General features: G+C 67.1%; 17 protein-coding genes. 5 read left to right on the top strand and 12 right to left on the bottom strand.

Going from position 1 to position 17,689, the window contains the following annotated elements:
* Positions 1 to 61: 61 nt before the first annotated feature.
* On the top strand, positions 62 to 2,326 hold the full coding sequence (locus OG984_RS25930) for a heavy metal translocating P-type ATPase (protein WP_141779352.1): 2,265 nt from the start codon (positions 62 to 64) through the stop codon (positions 2,324 to 2,326).
* Complete coding sequence (locus OG984_RS25925) at positions 2,323 to 4,224, top strand: copper resistance CopC/CopD family protein (RefSeq protein WP_328528991.1); 1,902 nt, start codon at positions 2,323 to 2,325, stop codon at positions 4,222 to 4,224. The genes OG984_RS25930 and OG984_RS25925 overlap by 4 nt, the downstream gene beginning before the upstream one ends.
* 26 nt (positions 4,225 to 4,250) lie before the next feature.
* Here OG984_RS25925 and OG984_RS25920 read toward each other — a convergent pair whose 3' ends face one another.
* From OG984_RS25920 to OG984_RS25890, 7 genes are all read right to left on the bottom strand, one after another.
* On the bottom strand, positions 4,251 to 5,192 hold the full coding sequence (locus OG984_RS25920) for a M56 family metallopeptidase (RefSeq protein WP_141779350.1): 942 nt from the start codon (positions 5,190 to 5,192) through the stop codon (positions 4,251 to 4,253).
* The gene (locus tag OG984_RS25915; protein ID WP_141779349.1) at positions 5,189 to 5,542 is read right to left on the bottom strand and encodes a BlaI/MecI/CopY family transcriptional regulator; all 354 of its coding nucleotides are present in this window, start codon (positions 5,540 to 5,542) and stop codon (positions 5,189 to 5,191) included. Before OG984_RS25915 ends, OG984_RS25920 begins: the two co-directional genes overlap by 4 nt.
* A gap of 125 nt (positions 5,543 to 5,667) precedes the next feature.
* Positions 5,668 to 6,318, bottom strand: a complete 651-nt coding sequence (locus tag OG984_RS25910) for a vitamin K epoxide reductase family protein (protein ID WP_141779348.1) — start codon at positions 6,316 to 6,318, stop codon at positions 5,668 to 5,670.
* Positions 6,318 to 6,986, bottom strand: coding sequence for a DsbA family protein (locus OG984_RS25905; protein ID WP_246087974.1), 669 nt, complete (start codon positions 6,984 to 6,986; stop codon positions 6,318 to 6,320). The genes OG984_RS25910 and OG984_RS25905 overlap by 1 nt, the downstream gene beginning before the upstream one ends.
* Positions 6,987 to 7,149: 163 nt before the next feature.
* Positions 7,150 to 8,052, bottom strand: coding sequence for a c-type cytochrome biogenesis protein CcsB (ccsB, locus tag OG984_RS25900; protein ID WP_141779347.1), 903 nt, complete (start codon positions 8,050 to 8,052; stop codon positions 7,150 to 7,152).
* Positions 8,049 to 9,533, bottom strand: coding sequence for a cytochrome c biogenesis protein ResB (resB, locus tag OG984_RS25895; protein ID WP_246087973.1), 1,485 nt, complete (start codon positions 9,531 to 9,533; stop codon positions 8,049 to 8,051). Before resB ends, ccsB begins: the two co-directional genes overlap by 4 nt.
* A gap of 104 nt (positions 9,534 to 9,637) precedes the next feature.
* Positions 9,638 to 10,261, bottom strand: coding sequence for a TlpA family protein disulfide reductase (locus tag OG984_RS25890; RefSeq protein ID WP_141779345.1), 624 nt, complete (start codon positions 10,259 to 10,261; stop codon positions 9,638 to 9,640).
* Positions 10,262 to 10,822: 561 nt separating this feature from the next.
* On the opposite strand from OG984_RS25890, the gene OG984_RS25885 reads away from it, so the two are divergent.
* The gene (locus OG984_RS25885) at positions 10,823 to 11,356 is read left to right on the top strand and encodes a M15 family metallopeptidase (protein ID WP_328528990.1); all 534 of its coding nucleotides are present in this window, start codon (positions 10,823 to 10,825) and stop codon (positions 11,354 to 11,356) included.
* Between the two features lie 107 nt (positions 11,357 to 11,463).
* Here the strand turns inward: OG984_RS25885 and OG984_RS25880 are convergent, their stop codons facing one another.
* The 3 genes from OG984_RS25880 to OG984_RS25870 form a co-directional block, all read right to left on the bottom strand.
* Positions 11,464 to 12,318, bottom strand: coding sequence for a cation diffusion facilitator family transporter (locus OG984_RS25880; RefSeq protein ID WP_378899904.1), 855 nt, complete (start codon positions 12,316 to 12,318; stop codon positions 11,464 to 11,466).
* Positions 12,319 to 12,383: 65 nt separating this feature from the next.
* Entirely contained in the window at positions 12,384 to 13,097 is a 714-nt protein-coding gene (locus OG984_RS25875) for a cation diffusion facilitator family transporter (RefSeq protein WP_141779342.1), read from the bottom strand.
* Entirely contained in the window at positions 13,094 to 13,471 is a 378-nt protein-coding gene (locus OG984_RS25870) for an ArsR/SmtB family transcription factor (protein WP_141779341.1), read from the bottom strand. The genes OG984_RS25875 and OG984_RS25870 overlap by 4 nt, the downstream gene beginning before the upstream one ends.
* A 197-nt stretch (positions 13,472 to 13,668) precedes the next feature.
* Here OG984_RS25870 and OG984_RS25865 point away from each other — a divergent pair, with 197 nt between their 5' ends.
* Together OG984_RS25865 and OG984_RS25860 are read left to right on the top strand one after the other, a co-directional pair.
* A complete protein-coding gene (locus OG984_RS25865; RefSeq protein WP_141779340.1) occupies positions 13,669 to 14,304 on the top strand; it encodes a copper resistance CopC family protein in 636 nt (211 codons plus the stop codon).
* Positions 14,301 to 16,295: a bifunctional copper resistance protein CopD/cytochrome c oxidase assembly protein gene (locus OG984_RS25860; protein WP_211352326.1), complete on the top strand. Its 1,995-nt coding sequence runs from the start codon at positions 14,301 to 14,303 to the stop codon at positions 16,293 to 16,295. The genes OG984_RS25865 and OG984_RS25860 overlap by 4 nt, the downstream gene beginning before the upstream one ends.
* On the opposite strand, the gene OG984_RS25855 is transcribed toward OG984_RS25860, so the two are convergent.
* Together OG984_RS25855 and OG984_RS25850 are read right to left on the bottom strand one after the other, a co-directional pair.
* Entirely contained in the window at positions 16,275 to 17,261 is a 987-nt protein-coding gene (locus OG984_RS25855) for a M56 family metallopeptidase (protein WP_141779339.1), read from the bottom strand. The genes OG984_RS25860 and OG984_RS25855 overlap by 21 nt on opposite strands.
* Entirely contained in the window at positions 17,258 to 17,650 is a 393-nt protein-coding gene (locus OG984_RS25850) for a BlaI/MecI/CopY family transcriptional regulator (protein ID WP_141779338.1), read from the bottom strand. Before OG984_RS25850 ends, OG984_RS25855 begins: the two co-directional genes overlap by 4 nt.
* Between the last annotated feature and the right edge of the window lie 39 nt (positions 17,651 to 17,689).

Genomic DNA, 17,689 nt, shown 5'->3' with positions numbered 1-17,689 from the left:
GGGATGGTCTCCGTTCGTTCGCGACAGTGCTACTACTATGTCAGATAGTAGAAAGGACGCCATGACCGACACCTCGCTGTCCGCAGGGCCCGCCACAGGCGGCACCGTGGACCTCACGATCACCGGGATGACCTGCGCATCCTGCGCGACCCGAATCGAGCGGAAGCTCAACAAGATGCCCGGCGTCCTCGCGACGGTCAACTTCGCCACGGCCTCCGCGCACGTCACGTTCCCAGGCAGCGTGTTGCCCGACGAGCTGGTTGCGACCGTCGCGACCGCCGGATACGGCGCCGCACTCCCGAGACCAGAGCACGGATCTGGTGAGGCGTCGGCAGAGGCGGCCGAGGCGCGGCGCATCCGTTCCCTGCGGGATCGGCTGATCCTGTCTGCCGTGCTGTCCCTACCGGTGGTGGTGCTGTCGATGGTGCCGCCGGCGCAGTTCCAGTTCTGGCAGTGGCTCGCGTTTGCGCTCGCCTCACCGGTCGCCCTGTGGGGTGCATGGCCCTTCCACCGTGCTGCCGCCGTCAACGCTCGGCACGGTGCGGCCACGATGGACACGTTGGTCTCGATCGGTGTGCTGGCCGCTTGGGGGTGGAGTGTCTACGCGCTGTTCTTCGGAGGTGCCGGCGAGTCGGGCATGCACATGGAGTTCTCCCTGATGCCGCGGTCCGGCGAGCTCGGCCGCACTCCGGAGATCTACCTCGAGGTCGCTGCCGCCCTGACGGCGTTCATCCTCGCCGGCCGCTACTTCGAGGCGCGAGCGAGACGCCGCGCCGGCGAGGCGATCCGTGCCCTGCTGGACCTCGGGGCGAAGGACGTCGCAGTCTTGCGAGACGGCGTCGAGGTGCGTATCCCCGTCGACCATCTCACGATCGGCACGGAGTTCGTCGTACGCCCCGGCGAGAAGATCGCCACCGACGGCGAGGTCGTCGACGGCGCCTCCGCGGTGGACGAGTCACTGCTCACCGGCGAGGCGGTCCCAGTCGAAGTCGCCCCGGGCGACACCGTCACAGGAGCTACCGTCAACGCAGGGGGTCGACTCGTCGTACGAGCAACTCGGGTCGGCAGCGACACCAAGTTGGCTCAGATCGCCCGCCTCGTCGAGCAGGCGCAGACCGGCAAGGCCCATGCCCAACGGCTCGCTGACCGGGTGTCAGCAGTCTTCGTACCCGCCGTCCTGGTCATCGCGGCCGGCACCTTCGGGCTCTGGATCGGTCTCGGTCACACTGCCACCGCAGCGATCACGGCGGCTGTCGCCGTCCTCATCATCGCCTGCCCCTGTGCACTGGGCCTGGCCACCCCGACTGCGCTGATGGTCGGCACCGGCCGTGGTGCCCACCTCGGTCTACTGATCCGTGGACCCGAGGTGCTGGAGTCCACCCGACGTGTGGACACCATCGTCCTGGACAAGACCGGTACTGTCACCGAGGGCCGGATGCGGCTTCTCGAGGTCATCACCGACGAGGGGACGGACCGGGAAGAGGCCCTGCAGTTGGCAGGTGCGATCGAGCATGCGAGCGAACATCCCATTGCCCGCGCCATTGCCGAAACACTCAGCGACCCTCGACCTGTCTCGGACTTCCACAACCATGCGGGTCGGGGCGTCAGCGGCGTCGTGGACGGCAACGAGGTGTTCGCCGGTCGGGCAACATGGCTTGCCACGTTGGGTCTGGCGATCCCTGACGCTCTGGTTTCTGCACAGCGCAATGCCGAGGCGGCCGGTCACACGGTCGTGCTCGCTGCCTGGAGCGGACAGGCGCGGGCGGCGCTGGTGGTCGCGGACGCGCTCCGGCCCACCAGCGCGGGCGCCGTCGTCGACTTGAAGAGGCTCGGCCTGACGCCGATCCTCCTCACCGGCGACAACGAGGCGGCCGCACAGCACATCGCTGCCCAGGTCGACATCGCGCATGTCATCGCCGAAGTCCACCCCGAGGACAAGGTCGACGTCATCAAGAAACTCCAAGCCGACGGTAAGGTCGTCGCCATGGTCGGCGATGGCGTCAACGACGCGGCCGCGCTCGCGCAGGCCGACCTCGGCCTCGCCATGGGCACCGGCACCGACGCCGCCATCGCCGCTGCCGACCTGACCCTGGTCAAGGGTGATCTGCGGGGCGCCGTCGACGCCATCAGGCTGGCCCGCAAGACCTTGGGCACCATCAAGGGCAACCTGTTCTGGGCGTTCTTCTACAACGTGGCCGCCCTACCCCTAGCTGCATTCGGTCTGCTCAACCCACTCATCGCCGGCGCCGCCATGGCGAGCTCCTCGGTGTTCGTGGTCAGCAACAGCCTCCGGCTTCGCCGCTTCAAACCCCTCCACGCACGGTGATCCGATCGCTGGTGGTACTGGCCGCCGTCTGCATCGTGCTGCTGAGCCTCCCCTCACCAGCGCAGGCGCACGCGACCCTCCTCTTCACCACACCCACCGCCAACGGTGCAGTCCCCACCTCGCCGCGGCAGATCCAGCTGGTCTTCGATCAGGCCGTCGCCCCCGCAGGCAGCGCGCTCACCATCACAGGCCCGGACGGGGCAGCCCCGGTAGGAGCGGTGAGGCTCAGCCGCGGCGACCGAGTCCTGTCGGTGCCGTTGCTGTCGCGCCTCGAGCCAGGCGAGTACGAGGTGGCCTGGGCAGTCACCGCGCGTGATGGCGACTCGATGGCCGCCGAGTTCCGGTTCGCGGTCGGCTCCAGCGCCGGGCTCACTCTGGGTCCACAGACGCCACAAACACCAGGTGCCACTCCCACAGGGGTGCTCCGATGGCTGCTGTTCGCCGGCCTCGCCCTGCTGCTGGGCGGATTGGTCGGAGAGCACCTGGCGCGGCGTACGAGCGAGCCCGACGACCCCCGCCCGCTGCTCCGCACCGGCGGGGGTCTCGCCCTCCTAGGAGCCGTCGGCCTGGCGCTCGTCCAAGCCGGCGGCGGATCGCTTTCGAGCGGGGTCACCCGGGTCGGCGTGCTGGTCGACTCCGCCCCGGGACGGCTCGCCGCAGGCGAGGTGGCCCTGGCCCTCGTCGTGCTGGCCTCCCGTCGCCGCACGGTGCTGATCGCAGGGACGGTCGGTATCGCGATCCTCGAAGGCCTGCGAGCTCATCCCCAGGCGGAGCTCCCGGGCTGGGGTGCGGTGTTCCTCAGCCTTCACCTACTTGCCGCAGCGGTGTGGCTCGGAGCGCTGGTCCACACCGTCCGGGTTGCTCTACGCCGGGGCGGGCCGGGTGCTCGCGATGCCTTCGTCACCTATGCCCGACCTGCGCTCTGGGTCGTCGTAGCCGTGCTGGTCGCGGGCACGCTCGCGGCCGCGCCGCTCGTCCCTCTGGGCGACATCGTCCCCATGCTCACCGATACCTCGTACGGCCGCTGGCTCGCCGCCAAGCTCGGACTCGTTCTCGTGGCCGTCGCGCTCGCACTCGCAGCCCGCTGGTTCCTACGCCGAGGTGCCCGGCAGCCTTCGGTGGCTGCCCACCTTGAGATCGGGGCCCTCGCGGGCGTGCTCGTGGCCTCCTCAGCACTCACCGCGCTTGCTCCACCGACTCCGGAGGACGCGCCGCTACCGTTTCCTCCCCCACCCTCAGGTGAGGTCGTGGCACTGGGCACCCGGGCCGGCTGGATCGGAATCGGAGCCACAGCAAGCCAAGGCCAACTCGTGATCCGGCTCGTCACGCCGGATACGGCAGCCACTTCCGCGGACACGGGGAGCAATCGCTACACGCTGTCGGGCAACGTCACACCACCACGGCAGGCGCCAGTGAAACTGCGCTTTCGCGAGTGCGGTGAAGGATGCTTCGTCACACCGATCGACTGGAGCCCGGGATCCAGCACCGTCACCCTCTATGTCGACGACGAGGAGTTCGACGGCGGTACCGCCGCGCTCCTCGTCCCCTGGCCGGCTCGACCTGCTCCCGACCTGCTCAAGAAGGCTGTGGCTGCGACGGAGCGCGAACCCCGTGTGGTGGTCCACGAGCAGGTCACCAGCGACACGAGCATCGGCGCTGCCGGGCGATCCGCGATTCCGTTGACCGGTCGGGAGTACCTCGGCACAGGGCCGTTCGGTTCAGGGGTCGCTCCGGTGGTCATCCGCCTCGACGACAACACGCTCGCCCTCGGATATCCGGCAGAAGCAACCTACGTGCAACTCACGCTCGATCACCACGACCGCATCGTGCAGGAAGTGCTCGCCGCACCCAATCACCTCGTCACCCGGACTCTGATCTATCCCGAGCACGGCGACTAACCCAGCGCCAAGACCGTTGGCGCTTGTCAGGGCATCGCGAAGGGGCATGCAGCAGCCGGAGCAAGCGTCCCCACCGCGATCGGGCCGAGCAGTACGGCCAGCGCCACGGCCGTCACGAGAACAACCCGGAACCCTCCCGACCTGGGGTCTGGATCGACCAGGCGACGCACCCGGCGGATGACCGTGCTGCCACCCGCACCGAATGCCGTTGCCGGGGTAGCTGCCTCTGCCAGACACAGCAGGGCGCCCGCCACGACGTGTCGGTCCGTATGGCGAACCGCGGCATCGTCCGCTGCCATCTCAACCAGGCCCGGAACAGCGTTCGCCGCCGCACGGAACAGAGGCACGAACGGAAACGCCGTCCCTAGCACCGTCGCAGCAGAGACCACCAGCGCATGCCGCCCGCGCAGGTGAGCGCGCTCATGCTCGAGCACCGCCGCCAATTCGGCACGCGACAAGACCTCGAGCGCTGCATTGGTGACGTACACGTCACCACGAGCCCAGTGAGGAAGGCAGAACACCGTCGCTGGGCCCTGGTCGATCACTCGGACGTCAGGTTCAGACTCGTGCGGGACCGCCAGCATCGCCAGCCTCAGTCGCTGCGCACGGCGGTCGCGGCCGATCCTCCGAGCGTGCCGGAAGCCGCACCAGAGCACTCGCATCGCGCCAACGAGAAGAACCGTGATCCCCAACAGCCCAGCGAGAGTGACCGGCTCCGCCGTGCGTGCATGGGTCAGCAGCTCCGCGCAACGACCGAGGAGCTCCAGGCCTGATGCACTCGTCCAGATATGGCGGCATAACAGCGCTGCACCCATTCCGAACGACAGCAGCACCGCTGCCGAGGTCGTCTGCCAGGCAAGCACGCCCGACATCGGAGCAGACTCCGGTCGCATGACTCGGTCGATCAGTCGCGGCCCCAGCCCGCCGAGTGCCAAGGCGAGACTGAGCAAGATGATGCTGGCTGTCACGGCTTGTCCGCCAGGAGTGCCCTCAGCTGCGCCAGCTCGTCAGGCGTGATCTTCTCGACGAAATGCAACAACGTCGCGCTCCTGTCAGCACTTCCGGCCAGCACCTCCTCCATCAGCTCCGCCTCGTGCTCCTCTCGTGGTCGCGCAGCCTGGTAGACGTAGGCCCGACCTGCACGCCCGCGCGTCAAGAAGCCCTTCGAATGGAGATTGTCCATCACGGTCATCACCGTCGTATACGCAATCTCGCGGCTCTGCTGCAGTCTCTCCACCACCGCGCGCACCGTGACAGGCTCTCTGACCTCCCACATCACGCCCATGACGGTGGCCTCAAGTTGCCCTAGTCCACGCATGTCCGTCCTCGATCCGCGAGCGTCTCCCATGAAATCCTATCGCTCATAGTAGATGCGTCGTCCGGCGATGATCCGGCGGTGGCGAACCAGGGCTTACGACGCCGTCTGCAATGTGACCGGCGGGCTTACGCCAAGGTCGACCAGTAGTACCAGAACCGATGTGCGATCAACGTCAGCACCAGCACGGCCGCCGTGGTCACCACCACGAGATGCCAGCGTGCAGACCATCGCACCACGGCACTACGGCCGACCCTGGCGCCGAACATCCCCGCGCCGGCGTTTCGGAGAGTGACATACCAGAACACGGCCCCCATCACGGCCCACACCACCATGCAGTACGGGCACAACGCGCCGATCCGGTAGAGACTCTGGAAGATGAGCCATCCCACGAAGGCCATGCCGAACGTTGCGCCGACTTGAAGGCCGATCCAATACCAACGCTTGAGTTCGGCACCAGCAAGGAGCGCAGCGCCTGTCATTGCGACGACAGGGAAGGCGGCCACCCCGATGAGTGGGTTGGGGAACCCGAACGCCTCGGCCTGATCGGCAGACATCACCGATCCGCAGCTGAGCACCGGGTTGATGCTGCAGGTGGGCAGGTAGTCCGGGTTGCGTAGCAGCGTGAACTTCTCTACCGCCAGCACGAATGCTGCAGCTAGGCCGACCAGGCCGGCGATGAGCAGCAGCCACGCAAGGGCCTTGTCAGAGATCGGCAGCGAAGTGACAGGAACGCCATCACGGGCCCTATCGCTGCCGGACGCTCGCGTGGTGGCCATCACTTGCCCAGTGCAGCGTCGAGAGCCGTGTTGAAGTCCTCCGCAGCGGCTGGCTCGAACAGCTCGCCGTCAAGGTAGAACGTCGGGGTTCCCTGGACCCCGAGCTCGGTGCCGTCGTCGACATCGCGTTGAACGCGATCAGCGACATCCTTGGACGAGTAGTCGGCGTCGAACCGCTTCATGTCCAGCCCGAGCTCCGCAGCGTACTTGCGAAACAGCGCATCCATCGGTTTCTGCTGCTCACCCCACGCAGACTGGGTCTCGAACATCCGCTGGTACATCTGCTCGTACTTGCCCTGTCTCGCTGCCGACTCCACGGCCCGCGCGGCGCGGGTGGAGTTGAAGTGCCCAGGTAGCGGGTAGTACCGGGTCACGAAGGTCACCTCGCCGGCGTACTCCTCGCGAAGCTCCTCGACGATCGGATAGGCGGCACGACAGGCCTCGCACTCGAAGTCCAAGAACTCGACCAGCACCACGTCACTGGTTCCCCGTTCCCCGAGAACGTGGCTGTCGGGACGTACGAGGCGTGGATCAGGCGCACCGTTCGCGGTCTTCGATGAGTCGCCCGTTGCAGGTTCGTCGTCACGGCCTGTCGAGAACAGGAGGCCTCCGATGCCGATCACGAAGGCTGCGGCGATCAGCATCGCGACTTTCAACTGGATGGTCACAGGCACAACTCTCGTCTCAGTGGAATCTACGATGATGGATCGTAGTAAATGGCCGGTAGTCGATTCGCCCTCGGGCTGGACGCGACCGCGGACAGCACCCAGTTCACGGCGTCTCGACCAGGGGCACCATCAGATCGTCAGACGTTGCCAGCGCCGCGAACCTCTACACGCCTGCGTAGGAATGGAGACCGGTGATCCACAGGTTCACGCCGAACAGGTTGAACAGGAGCGCCAGGTAGCCGGCGATCGCGAACCAGGAGGCTCGGGCTCCGCGCCAGCCGACGGTTGACTGGGCGTGCAGGTAGGCAGCGTAGAGCACCCAGGTGATGAATGCCCAGGTCTCCTTCGGGTCCCATCCCCAGTAGCGTCCCCAGGAGTTCTCCGCCCAGATCGCGCCCGCAATCACCGCGAACGTCCAGATCGGGAATGCGAACATCGCTGCCCCGTGGGCGACTCGCTCGAGGATCTCCGCGGCCGGAAGGGTGGCGGCGTACCGCCGAGATGGAGCGGCATCGACACCTTGGCGTTTGTCGGAGCGGATTCGCACCAAGAAGAGTGCTGCCGCGACGAACCCCACCGTGAAGATTCCGCTGGCCGTGATCGCGGCCGCTACGTGAATGACGAGCCAGTACGAGTTGAGCACCGGAACCAGCGAGCCGGCGGGTGTGTACAGCACGGTGACGGCGAGCCCCAATGCCAGCAGCAGGACCGCGACGACCCACACCCCGAGCGTCCGGACCGGCTGCCGACGCAGAAAAATCAGATAGGCGCCGCCGGAGGCAAGGGCGGCCACGATGACGAACTCGTACATGTTGCCCCATGGCGCGCGTTGAGTCGCCAGAGCCCTCGTGGCGACGCCCCCGACATTGAGCAGGAAAGCCAGCACAGTTAGCGAGGTCCCCACAGCTCCGATCAGGACCAGACGGTTGCTCTGCCGGACTCTGGGCCCGCTGGTCGCGACACGTCCTGCGCTCTCAGCGGCATAGGCAAGCAGCGCAAGCCCATAGATGGCGATGGCCGAGTAGATCATCGAGTCGGAGAGTTCGGCAAAGGTCTGTGTGTTCATGTGCCATCGTCCTCGGGGGATTTGGTGGTGGGTCCGTCCAGGGCGGCGATCAGGTCTCTTGACTCGGATACCGGTGCCTCGCGCCTTGCCAGAGGGAGTGAGGCGAGCTCGATGTGATTCCCGTCATCCGTGTTCGTGACGCGGACCCACAGGCGTCGCCTTGGGATCGCCAGCGACATGGTGAGTCCGACCAGCAGGAGGACGGCAGCAACGAGAGAAACCTCCTTGCCGGGGTCGTAGGCGATCTGGAAGTTGGCGAACTGCGCGAGACCGTCGAAGGTGAGGCTGCCGTTGCCATCGGGGAGGCTCATCGTCTCGCCGGGCGAGAGTGCTTGGCTGAAGGGTTTGTCGTCCGTTTGGACCTGGCTCAGACCCGACTTGTCCAAGGTGAACACTGATTGCGGGGTGCCGTCGCCGAGACCGAGGTCACCGGTGAATGCGGTCAGGAAGAGCTGGGGGTCGATGGCTTTCGGGAAGGCCGAGTACGGCCCTGACTCGTCGATCGCAGCGGTGGGCAGGAAGGTTCCCTGGAACGCGATCTGTACGGGGCGCGCGTCGGGAGCCTTCACGACTCCGTCGGAGGCGAGTGCGGAGTCCTTGGGCAGGAAGATCACCGGACCTGTGAAGACCACCGCACCGGTTCCGTCGCGGACCGTGACCTTGGGCGCGTAGCCGTGACCGGTCAGAAACACCTTCGTGCCGCGAACAACGAGGGGTTGATTCGGCGAGACTGTCGTTTGACGCTCGGGACTGCTGTCGGATGTGCGGTAGGAGATGTTCGCCTTGAAGTCCCTGGGTTCTCCGGCCTTTGGTCCCGTCAATTCGTACGTTGCCATGAAGTCCTCGAGCCGGAGCGTGAACGGTTCGAGGTCGTCAACGTCGGTCCAAGGTGAGCGAGCGAAGCCGTCGTAGAGGGCACGGACGTTGGTGAACGATGATCCTTCGATGACCGCGACCCGGCCCTCATACCCAAGCAATTTGCCTGCGGCGACGCCAAAGAGGAGGACGAGCAGTGAAAGATGGAACATCAAGTTCCCCACTTCCCGAAGGTAGCCCTTCTCGGCTCGCACTTGATCGGCGTCCATGACCACTCGAAAGCCCCGACGGCGCAGGTGCCGTGCTGCGGTGTCGAGCAACTCCTCGGCGTCGAGGCGGCTGGACCAGCTTCGGTGCCCGTGCAGGCGGGCCAGGTTGCGCGGAGCCGCGGGTGGGCTACTTCGTGCGGATCGCCACAACTGGCGGGTGCGAGGTAGGACACAGCCCGTCATCGAGACCAGCAGCAGGATGTATATCGCCGCGAACCATGGCGACGCATAGACCTCGAACATGCCGAACCTGTCGAGCCAAGGCGCCAAGTCGGGGTGGTCTCGCTGGTACTGAGTCACCGCGAAGGGGTCGCTGGCTACACCGCGCTGAGGCAACAACGAGCCGGGGATCGCCGCTAGGGCGAGCAGCGCGAGCAGAATGACTGCGGTACGCATCGCAGTCAGCTTCCTCCAAGCCCAGCGACCCCACCCCCAAGAGATGCGCGCTTCCTCAGGCCGGGATGACTGCACCCTCCCCGGGCCGAACTCAGGTGAGCGCATCACGACGTGGGCCCCGATGCCTCCAGCGTTCGCGTGACCAATGCCTTGAGAGTCGAGTACTTGGCCGGGCCCAGGATCCGAGCAGCGAGCCTGCCCTCTGCGTCGACGACGAATGTGCTCGGAACGGCGCGTGGTGGAAACGCGCTACCGAACGCGAGGAGGGCATCGGGCGCCGATGCGGTGGTGATACTCGGGTAAGCGATGTCATAGGTGCGTTCGAAAGCGCGGGCCGCCTGATCATTGTCACGAACATTGATGCCGATGAACCTGACACCCGATGTCGCAAACTCCGTCGAGAGCCGACGTAGTACCGGCGCCTCGGTACGACACGGCGCGCACCATGAGCCCCACACGTTGTATACGACGACTCCGCTCACCTCGGCGCTGGAGAAAGTGCCACCGTCGAGAAGCCCACCTCGGATACTCCCGACCGGTCTGCGGTCGCCGGCTCTGTACTCCTCGACAGAGTCACCACCCGGGGAAGCGGCCGAGCTCTGGCCGGGGCCATCTCGGAGGAACATGGCCGCTCCGATGACTGCGCCGAACGCAACGACCAAGGCCACCGCCACCACGGCGAGGAGCCGGCCTCGACTTGTCGAGCCCTTGTCATTCTGCTCAAGCATGGATCCCCTTCGCACGGTCCTGTCCCCTCGTTCTTGAGGTCGCCAGGACTGTTCGTACTAGCCTACTTAGTAGGATAGTAGGTGTCTGGTCTCGTGCATCCGTGGGGGAGGGCAACACCGGCACTGGTCAAGAGATCCCGTCCGGGAGCGTTACGTTCTCTATGAGAGTTCCCTGTGGTCTTTATGAGAGTTTCCGTGGTCTGCCACTCGGGTTCGACGGTCTCCGATGTCGAATAGTAGATTGTGGGGCCGCCCCGAGAGCTGGCCAATCGCTCGCGTTCATGCGGGAGACAGGGAGCCATGGGGTGCCGCAAAGACAACCACGTGAGGAACATGAGTCGACGACCCCAGGGACGACACCGTGCCGAAAGGCTGTCGCGACGACGATGGAGCGGCGAGCGGCGATCGCCGGGCTCGCTCGGGCCCTCTGGGCTTGCGGCCGGAGCGGTGGTAGCCACCGCGGCTGCCTTCACCGTGGCGTCTGCGGTCACTCAGGACGAACGCGCTGCAGTCACCGATTCCGGAGCACAGGCTCCGGCAAGCGCCCGACCGACCGAAGCCGTGGAGGCATCCCCGAACGCAGCGACAGATCGTCGCAAGCCGGTCACGCGAGGCGCCCCGAGCACGAGGACCAAGCCCAAGCGGGATGGTGATCCGGCATGGCTCCGGTCCTGCACTGCCTCGGACCAGGCCACCTCTCATCCCAACGGAAGCCTGCCGGCGGGAGAGCTGTGCGAGCTCCCGGTCGGCAGCTCCCACGCTCTTCACCCCGATGCCGCCGAGGCCTGGTCGCGGCTCGACGACCGCTACCGTTCTGAGTTCGGCGAAGGCATCTGCGTGACCGACTCCTACCGGAGTATCGAAGCGCAGGAGCAGGTGTTCGAAGCCAAGCCGGACCTGGCAGCAGACCCCGGCACGAGCCGCCACGGCTGGGGGATCGCGCTGGACCTCTGCGGCGGTGCCGAGTCCTACTCGTCAGCTACTCACGCGTGGCTGCGGCGCAACGGTCCCGACCTGGGCTGGGACAACCCCCAGTGGGCACGCAGCGACGGGTCGAAACCGGAACCATGGCATTGGGAGTTCTCGGCGAGATAGCGTCCCCGTGCCTGCACCTTGGTGATCATGGAAACCCATCTCGCAACGGCTCTCGCGTGCACGATGACCGGCAAGGCTGTACCGACCCGCCTGGCCGGCACGAGTCCCTACCAGTTGACCTCGTGACACTGCGCCGTCGGCGCCTGCTCGACCTGCAACGTCGCGTGCTCGATCCGGTGCTCCGTGGCGAGCAGCGCTTGGGCCCGAGTCAGCACGTCATCGGGCGACACGCCTGCGCTGGTGACCAAATGGGCAGTGGCCACATTCATGCCGGAGGTGAGGGTCCAGATGTGCAGATCGTGGACCTCGCTCACGCCGTCGATGGCCTCCAGACCGGTGACGACCTCGTCCAGACTGACGCCGTCGGGCACGTGCTGGCCGAGAACGGCGAGGACCTCGCGGCCGAGCACGACAGCACGTACGGCCACGAAGATGCCGATCGCCAGAGCCACGGCGGTGTCCCACAGGCCGTTTCCGGTTGCCGCGACCAGGATCGCGGCCAGGATGACCCCAACGCTGCCGGCAGCATCGGCAACGACTTCGTAGTAGGCGCCCTTGACGTTGAGCGACTCGGTCGAACCGGAGCGGAGCAGGAGCATCGAGACGACGTTCACCGCCAGGCCGATGACACCAACGACCAGCATCGTGCCCGATGCCGGCTCCGGCGACTCCCCGATCCGGGCGACCGACTCGGCGACGACGTAGGCGGACACGCCGAGCATGATCAAGACGGTGAGGCCGGAGGCGAACACCTCAGCGCGGTAGGAGCCGTACGTCCTGCGGCCGGTCGTGTCTGGCCTGGTGGCGATCCTGGTGGCGACGAGCGCAGCCCCCAGAGCGACCACATCCGCGGCCATGTGGCCGGCATCGGAGACGAGGGCGAGAGACCCGGAGAGCAATCCCGCGACCAGCTCGACCAGGAAGAATGCGGCGACCAGGCCAAACGCCGCCGTCAACCTCACGCGGTAGCGGGAACCGGCATGCCCGGCGGCGGGCGCATGTCCGTGTCCGTGTCCGTGGCCGCCCATCAGAGCCTCCCCTCGTCGTTGCAGCATCCGTCAGCGCAGCCGCCGGAGGCGGTGTCGAGGTCGGCCGGCAGATCAGGTCCGCACGCGCATCCCTCTCCACGCCACGCCTCGAGTCCTTCCCGCACCGCGACGGCGGCGATGACGAGACCCGCGATCGGGTCGGCCCACGCCCATCCGAGCGCAGCATTGAGAAGCAGGCCCGCAAGGAGGACCGCCGACAGGTAGGTGCACAGCAAGGTCTGCGTGGAGTCCGCGACAACGGCGTTCGACCCGAGCGCTCGCCCCGTGCGCCGCTGCGCCCAGGACAGGAACGGCATGATCACAAGCGAGGCCACAGCCAGAGCGATCCCGACCGGCGAGCTTTCCGGTGCATCACCACTCAGCAGCGCGCGGACGGACTCGAACGTCACGTAGCCGGCGAGTGCGAAGAAGGACAACGCCATCAGGCGCAACGCCTGCCGCTCGCGAGACTCCGGAAGCGGATGCCGGAACTGCCACAAGATGATCAGGCCACTGCTGACCTCCACGATCGAGTCCAGGCCGAATCCGACCAGCGCGACAGACCCGGCGATCAGCCCGGCACTGATCGCGATGACTGCCTCGATCACGTTGTAGCTCACGGACGCGGCGGCCAACAGTTGAGCACGGCGGCCCAGCCGCTTGCGCCTTGCTTGGTCTCCAGTGAAGACCGGGGCGGGAAGATCGGTGGTCACTGTGCCGCCTCCTCACCGTTGACCGGACACAACACGACGGCGTCTCCAGTGGCAGCCAGAAGCTCTTCTGCGGCCGCGAACACCTTGAGCACCGCGTCGCGATGCGTCAGCGAGTACACCGACGACCGTCCGACCGACCGGGACTCGACCAGCCCGCAGTCGCGAAGGCAGGCCAGGTGCTTCGAGACCGTGGACTGGGCCAATCCGAGGTGTTGGGTCAGATCCGCCACGCGGTGCTCCCCCAGGAGCAGGTGCCGCAGGATCGCTACGCGCGAGGGATCACTCATCCCGCGGAACAAGCAGGCTGCGGCAACGCCAGCGGAACGCTCGTCGATCGGCGGAGCGCCAACCCCTTCGACATTAATGATCGCCATTCGGCGATGTTATCGCCAGTCGCGCACGCCATGTCAAGTCTCGCCAGCCGGCGATTCTCGGATGCCGGCGCAGCTCTCAGGAACTTCCCAGTCGCCACTACTACTTTGCATCGTACGCGCCTGGGTCGCGCCGACCGTGGCGGCCGAACCCAGCGAGAGCATTAGACGAACGAGCGCACCAGTCGAAGGAGACTCCGATGCCCCATCCCACGCGTCCGCGACACCTCGCAACGCTCGTTGCGGCCGCCATGGTCGGGGCGGTCGCCCTCCTCGGCTCGGTTGCTCCCGCCGAGGCGCACACCGCGGTGGTCGCGTCGAACCCGGCGGCCGGCGCGCAACTGTCGGCCATGCCGACCCAGGTGCGGCTCACCTTCAACGAGGCCATCAGCGCGGAGTACGCAACGCTGACCCTCTCCGCCCCGGAGACGCCCGCCACCTCGCTGTCCTCCCCCACAGCCGAAGGAACCCAGCTGGTCGCGGCCGTGCCTGCGACAGCCACGTCGGGCGCCGGTGGCGACGCGGTCCCGTGGACACTCAGCTTTCGCGTCGTCTCAACCGATGGTCATCCGGTCACCGGAACCGTCAAGTTCACCGTCGCGGCTCGCCCAGCGACGAACCCGGGAGACGCCTCGCCCAGTGCCTCGCCGACTGCGTCAGCTTCGATGACGGACGAACCGCGGCCATCGAGCGGTAATCGGTCCTCGGGCACCGACGCCGCCAAGGAGGCACCAGGAACCACCGCCGGCCGTATCGTGTTCCTCGCCGTCCTGCTCGTGCCCTTGATCGCGATGCCGGTCGTCCTGCTGCGTCGTCGCAAGGACGGTCAGGAGTGACCAGGAGAGCTCTCCTCATCGGTCTGCTGACCACTCCTGTCCTGGTGACCGTCGCCCTGTTGTCGCTCACCGGCGCGGTCGCGTCTCCGACATCAGGCCTCCCCGACCCCGGCGCCCTCACTCGGTGGGGTCTGCCCGTCGCTCGCGTCGTGCGCGATGTCGCCGCAACGGTGACGATCGGCAGCCTGGTGTTGGCGGCGGTGCTGCTGCCAGGAGCGGGCCGGCGCCTCCTTGGGGCTGCACAGCGCAGGAGCCAGGTCGTAGCCGCTGCCGCCGGCTCCACCTGGGTCGTTGCGGGAGCCATCGAGATCATCTTCGTACAGGCTGATGTCTCAGGGGTCTCACCGTGGTCCGGAGGGTGGGCGCCAGTGTGGTTCTTCATCACCCAGATCGACTACGGCAAGGCACTTGCGGCCAGCCTCGTCCTCGCTGCGGCCGCGACGACCACCGCGGCCCTGGTGCGCAGCGTGACCGGCATCGGATTCAGCACGTTGCTGGCCCTGGCTGCCCTGTGGCCACTCGCCCTGACCGGGCACGCCGCAGGAGACTCCGACCACGATCTCGGAGTGAACCTGCAGTTTCTGCACCTGGTCCCGGTCACGATCTGGGTCGGCACCCTGGCCGCTCTCCTGGTTGCCGGCGCCGCTGCCCGCACGACGTCCGTGATCTCGGGATTCTCTCGCCTCGCCGGCTGGTGTGCAGCGCTGGTAGGCCTGTCGGGAGTGCTCGCTGCCGGCATCCGGGTGCCTGCCGTCGCCGACCTCCTCAGCACGTATGGAGCCTTGCTCGCCATCAAGGCAGCGGTGCTAGGTGCATGCCTGGGGATCGGCTGGTGGCATCGACGGCGCCTGCTGGCCTCGACCCCGGCATCCTTCACCGGGGGCCGTTTCGCACGCCTCGCCGTTGGAGAGCTTGCCCTGATGGGCGTCGCGATCGGTACCGGGGTCGCTTTGGGCCGCTCCGCGCCTCCATCGGGCTCCGGCACAGAACCCGCGGCGACTCCGGCCGAGGCGATCCTCGGGCAGCCCATGCCGCCCGAGCTGACGGCCCAACGATGGATCACCGAATGGCGCCTGGACACGTTCTGGGGCCCTGTCGCCGTGCTCGCGGCCGTGCTCTATCTGCTCGGTGTGCGCCGACTCCATCAGCGCGGCGTCGTCTGGTCACGAGGCCGCACGGTGCTATGGCTCCTCGGTTGCCTGGTTCTGCTGTGGGCGACCAGTGGGCCCCCAGGAACCTACGGCGAGGTGTTGTTCAGCATGCACATGGTTCAACACATGACCATCGCCACGCTGGTTCCGATCCTCTTGGTGCTCGGCAGCCCGGTGACCCTGGCGCTGCGTGTACTTCGACGACGTACGGACGGCTCCCGCGGCGCCCGGGAGTGGCTCCTCGTCATCGTGCACTCGTGGCCCGTCGGCCTGCTCGGGCATCCACTGGTGGCGGCCGGCCTCTTCATCATCAGTCTGCCCACCTTCTACTACTCCGGGCTCTTCGAGCTTGCCCTGAGTACACACACCGGACATCTGCTGATGACCGCGCACTTCCTGCTCAGCGGCTACCTGCTCGCCAACGTCGTGTGCGGCGAGGATCCGGGGCCCCGCCGACCGCCCTATCCGCTGCGGGTCCTGCTGGTGATGGCGACCTTCGCGTTCCACGCCTTCTTCTCGATCTCGTTGATGTCCAGCCGCAAGATCTTGGCTCAAGAGTGGTACGGCGGGCTGGGGCGCACCTGGGGCGACACCCTCGCGCAGGACCAATATCTGGGCGCGTCCCTGGGCTGGGCCATGGGTGACCTCCCACTCGCACTTCTGGCAGCAGCGCTCGTTGCCGCCTGGGTCCGCGCCGACGGCCGTGAGGCCCGTCGTCTCGACAGGCGAGCTGAACGGGACGGAGATGCAGCGCGGGCCGCGTACAACGCTCGACTGCAAGCGCTGGCGGACCGGTCCCCCGACGGATCCGACACAGGATCAGGGCAGCGCGACGTCTGAACGTCCCGGCACGTCACAAGCATGCTCATACGGTGCGCAGTGCTCCCGCAGGGTCGACTCGATCGCCGGGAGCAGCCCGATCAGCACCGGACCGAGCAGCAGCGCGGCCGCGAGCCCGGTCAGCGCCACCCGCGCGCCGGCGCCCAGCCGCTCGGGCCGACCAAGCAGCCTCCGAACGCGGGTCACTGCGTCTGCACCGTGGGCGGCAAGCGTCGCGGTGGGCGCCGGGCCCGAGGCCATCCTGACCAGCGCCTCAGCCAGACTCTGACGACCGCTAGCTCGTGCGGCCGCGTCATCGGCATGCATCTCGACCAGCAACTCCACCTCTCGGGCGCCGTGCGCGAACGCGGGAACGAACCCGAAGGCACGGTTCAGCCCCGATGCCCACAACACCGCCCAGTGGTGCCTCGCCCGAAGATGCGCCCGTTCATGGGTCAGCACCGCGATCCTCTGCTCAGGACGCAAGAGTCGCTCGGCACCCGTGGTGAGGACGACCACCGGTCGGCGGCCAGGTACGCAGTAAGCCGCTGGACGATCGTCCTCGAGGAGCAGCACGCCATCAGATCTCGGGGCCGCAAGCAGGGCGAGCCGCCCGCGCGTGACCCGACGCGCAACGCCCGCTGCGCGGGCCTCCAACATCGTGCAACCCACCGCTCGAGCCAGGACGACACACCCGATCACCGCGCCCGTCACGCGCCCGATCCAGCCGAACGGCGCAGCATAGTGCCCCTCGAGCAGGCCCAGACAGGTCCCGAGCCAGCCAGATGCCGCCGAGAATACGGGCGGCGGCAACGCAACCAGCGCGGCCGCCAGGAGCACCGAGGCCAGGATGGTCACCGACACCGACTGCCACACGACCAACCCGATGACCGGCGCTCGCCTCACCCACCCGGCGCGCGAGAGCATCGTGGCGCCCAGGGTTCCGGCGGTGGCGGCAACCACGATCAGCACGACGACGGCGATCACGACCGTCCCTCCCCGGTCGATCGGTCCACAGGATCGACGGCGACGGCGTCTAGTGCCTCGCGCAGCTCCTGGGCCTCCTCGGCGCTGAGCTGACCGACGAAGTGAAGCAATGTCGACCGCGGCGTACCACTCGTGCTGAGCAGTTCCTCCATGGCCGTGGCAGTGTGCTCCGCACGCGACGCCACCGGACGATAGCGATAGGCCTTGCCGTCAAGCTCTCGCTCGAGGACGCCCTTGCGGAAGAGCTTGTCCATCACCGTCATCACCGTCGTGTACGCCCGCTGCCGATCGGTAGGCAGAAGCGCATGAACCTCGCGAACCGTCAGCGGCCGATCCGCCGACCACAACCGGTCCATCACCTTGGCTTCTAGATGCCCGAACTGACGCATACCGGTGATTCTCCCTCACTCTTACGCCGCAACACTCAT

The sequence above is a fragment of the Nocardioides sp. NBC_00368 genome, from assembly GCF_036090055.1.
Taxonomy (GTDB): Bacteria; Actinomycetota; Actinomycetes; order Propionibacteriales; family Nocardioidaceae; genus Nocardioides.
This window is presented reverse-complemented; position numbering and strand designations above follow the sequence as displayed.

Bases quoted from the DNA above. Each gene is read 5' to 3' on its own strand.
- OG984_RS25915 (WP_141779349.1), bottom strand. From the start codon at position 5,542: ATGCGTGGACTAGGGCAACTTGAGGCCACCGTCATGGGCGTGATGTGG.
- OG984_RS25930 (WP_141779352.1), top strand. From the start codon at position 62: ATGACCGACACCTCGCTGTCCGCAGGGCCCGCCACAGGCGGCACCGTG.
- OG984_RS25910 (WP_141779348.1), bottom strand. From the start codon at position 6,318: ATGGCCACCACGCGAGCGTCCGGCAGCGATAGGGCCCGTGATGGCGTT.
- OG984_RS25870 (WP_141779341.1), bottom strand. From the start codon at position 13,471: ATGGCGATCATTAATGTCGAAGGGGTTGGCGCTCCGCCGATCGACGAG.
- OG984_RS25865 (WP_141779340.1), top strand. From the start codon at position 13,669: ATGCCCCATCCCACGCGTCCGCGACACCTCGCAACGCTCGTTGCGGCC.
- OG984_RS25890 (WP_141779345.1), bottom strand. From the start codon at position 10,261: ATGCTTGAGCAGAATGACAAGGGCTCGACAAGTCGAGGCCGGCTCCTC.
- ccsB (WP_141779347.1), bottom strand. From the start codon at position 8,052: ATGAACACACAGACCTTTGCCGAACTCTCCGACTCGATGATCTACTCG.
- resB (WP_246087973.1), bottom strand. From the start codon at position 9,533: ATGCGTACCGCAGTCATTCTGCTCGCGCTGCTCGCCCTAGCGGCGATC.
- OG984_RS25850 (WP_141779338.1), bottom strand. From the start codon at position 17,650: ATGCGTCAGTTCGGGCATCTAGAAGCCAAGGTGATGGACCGGTTGTGG.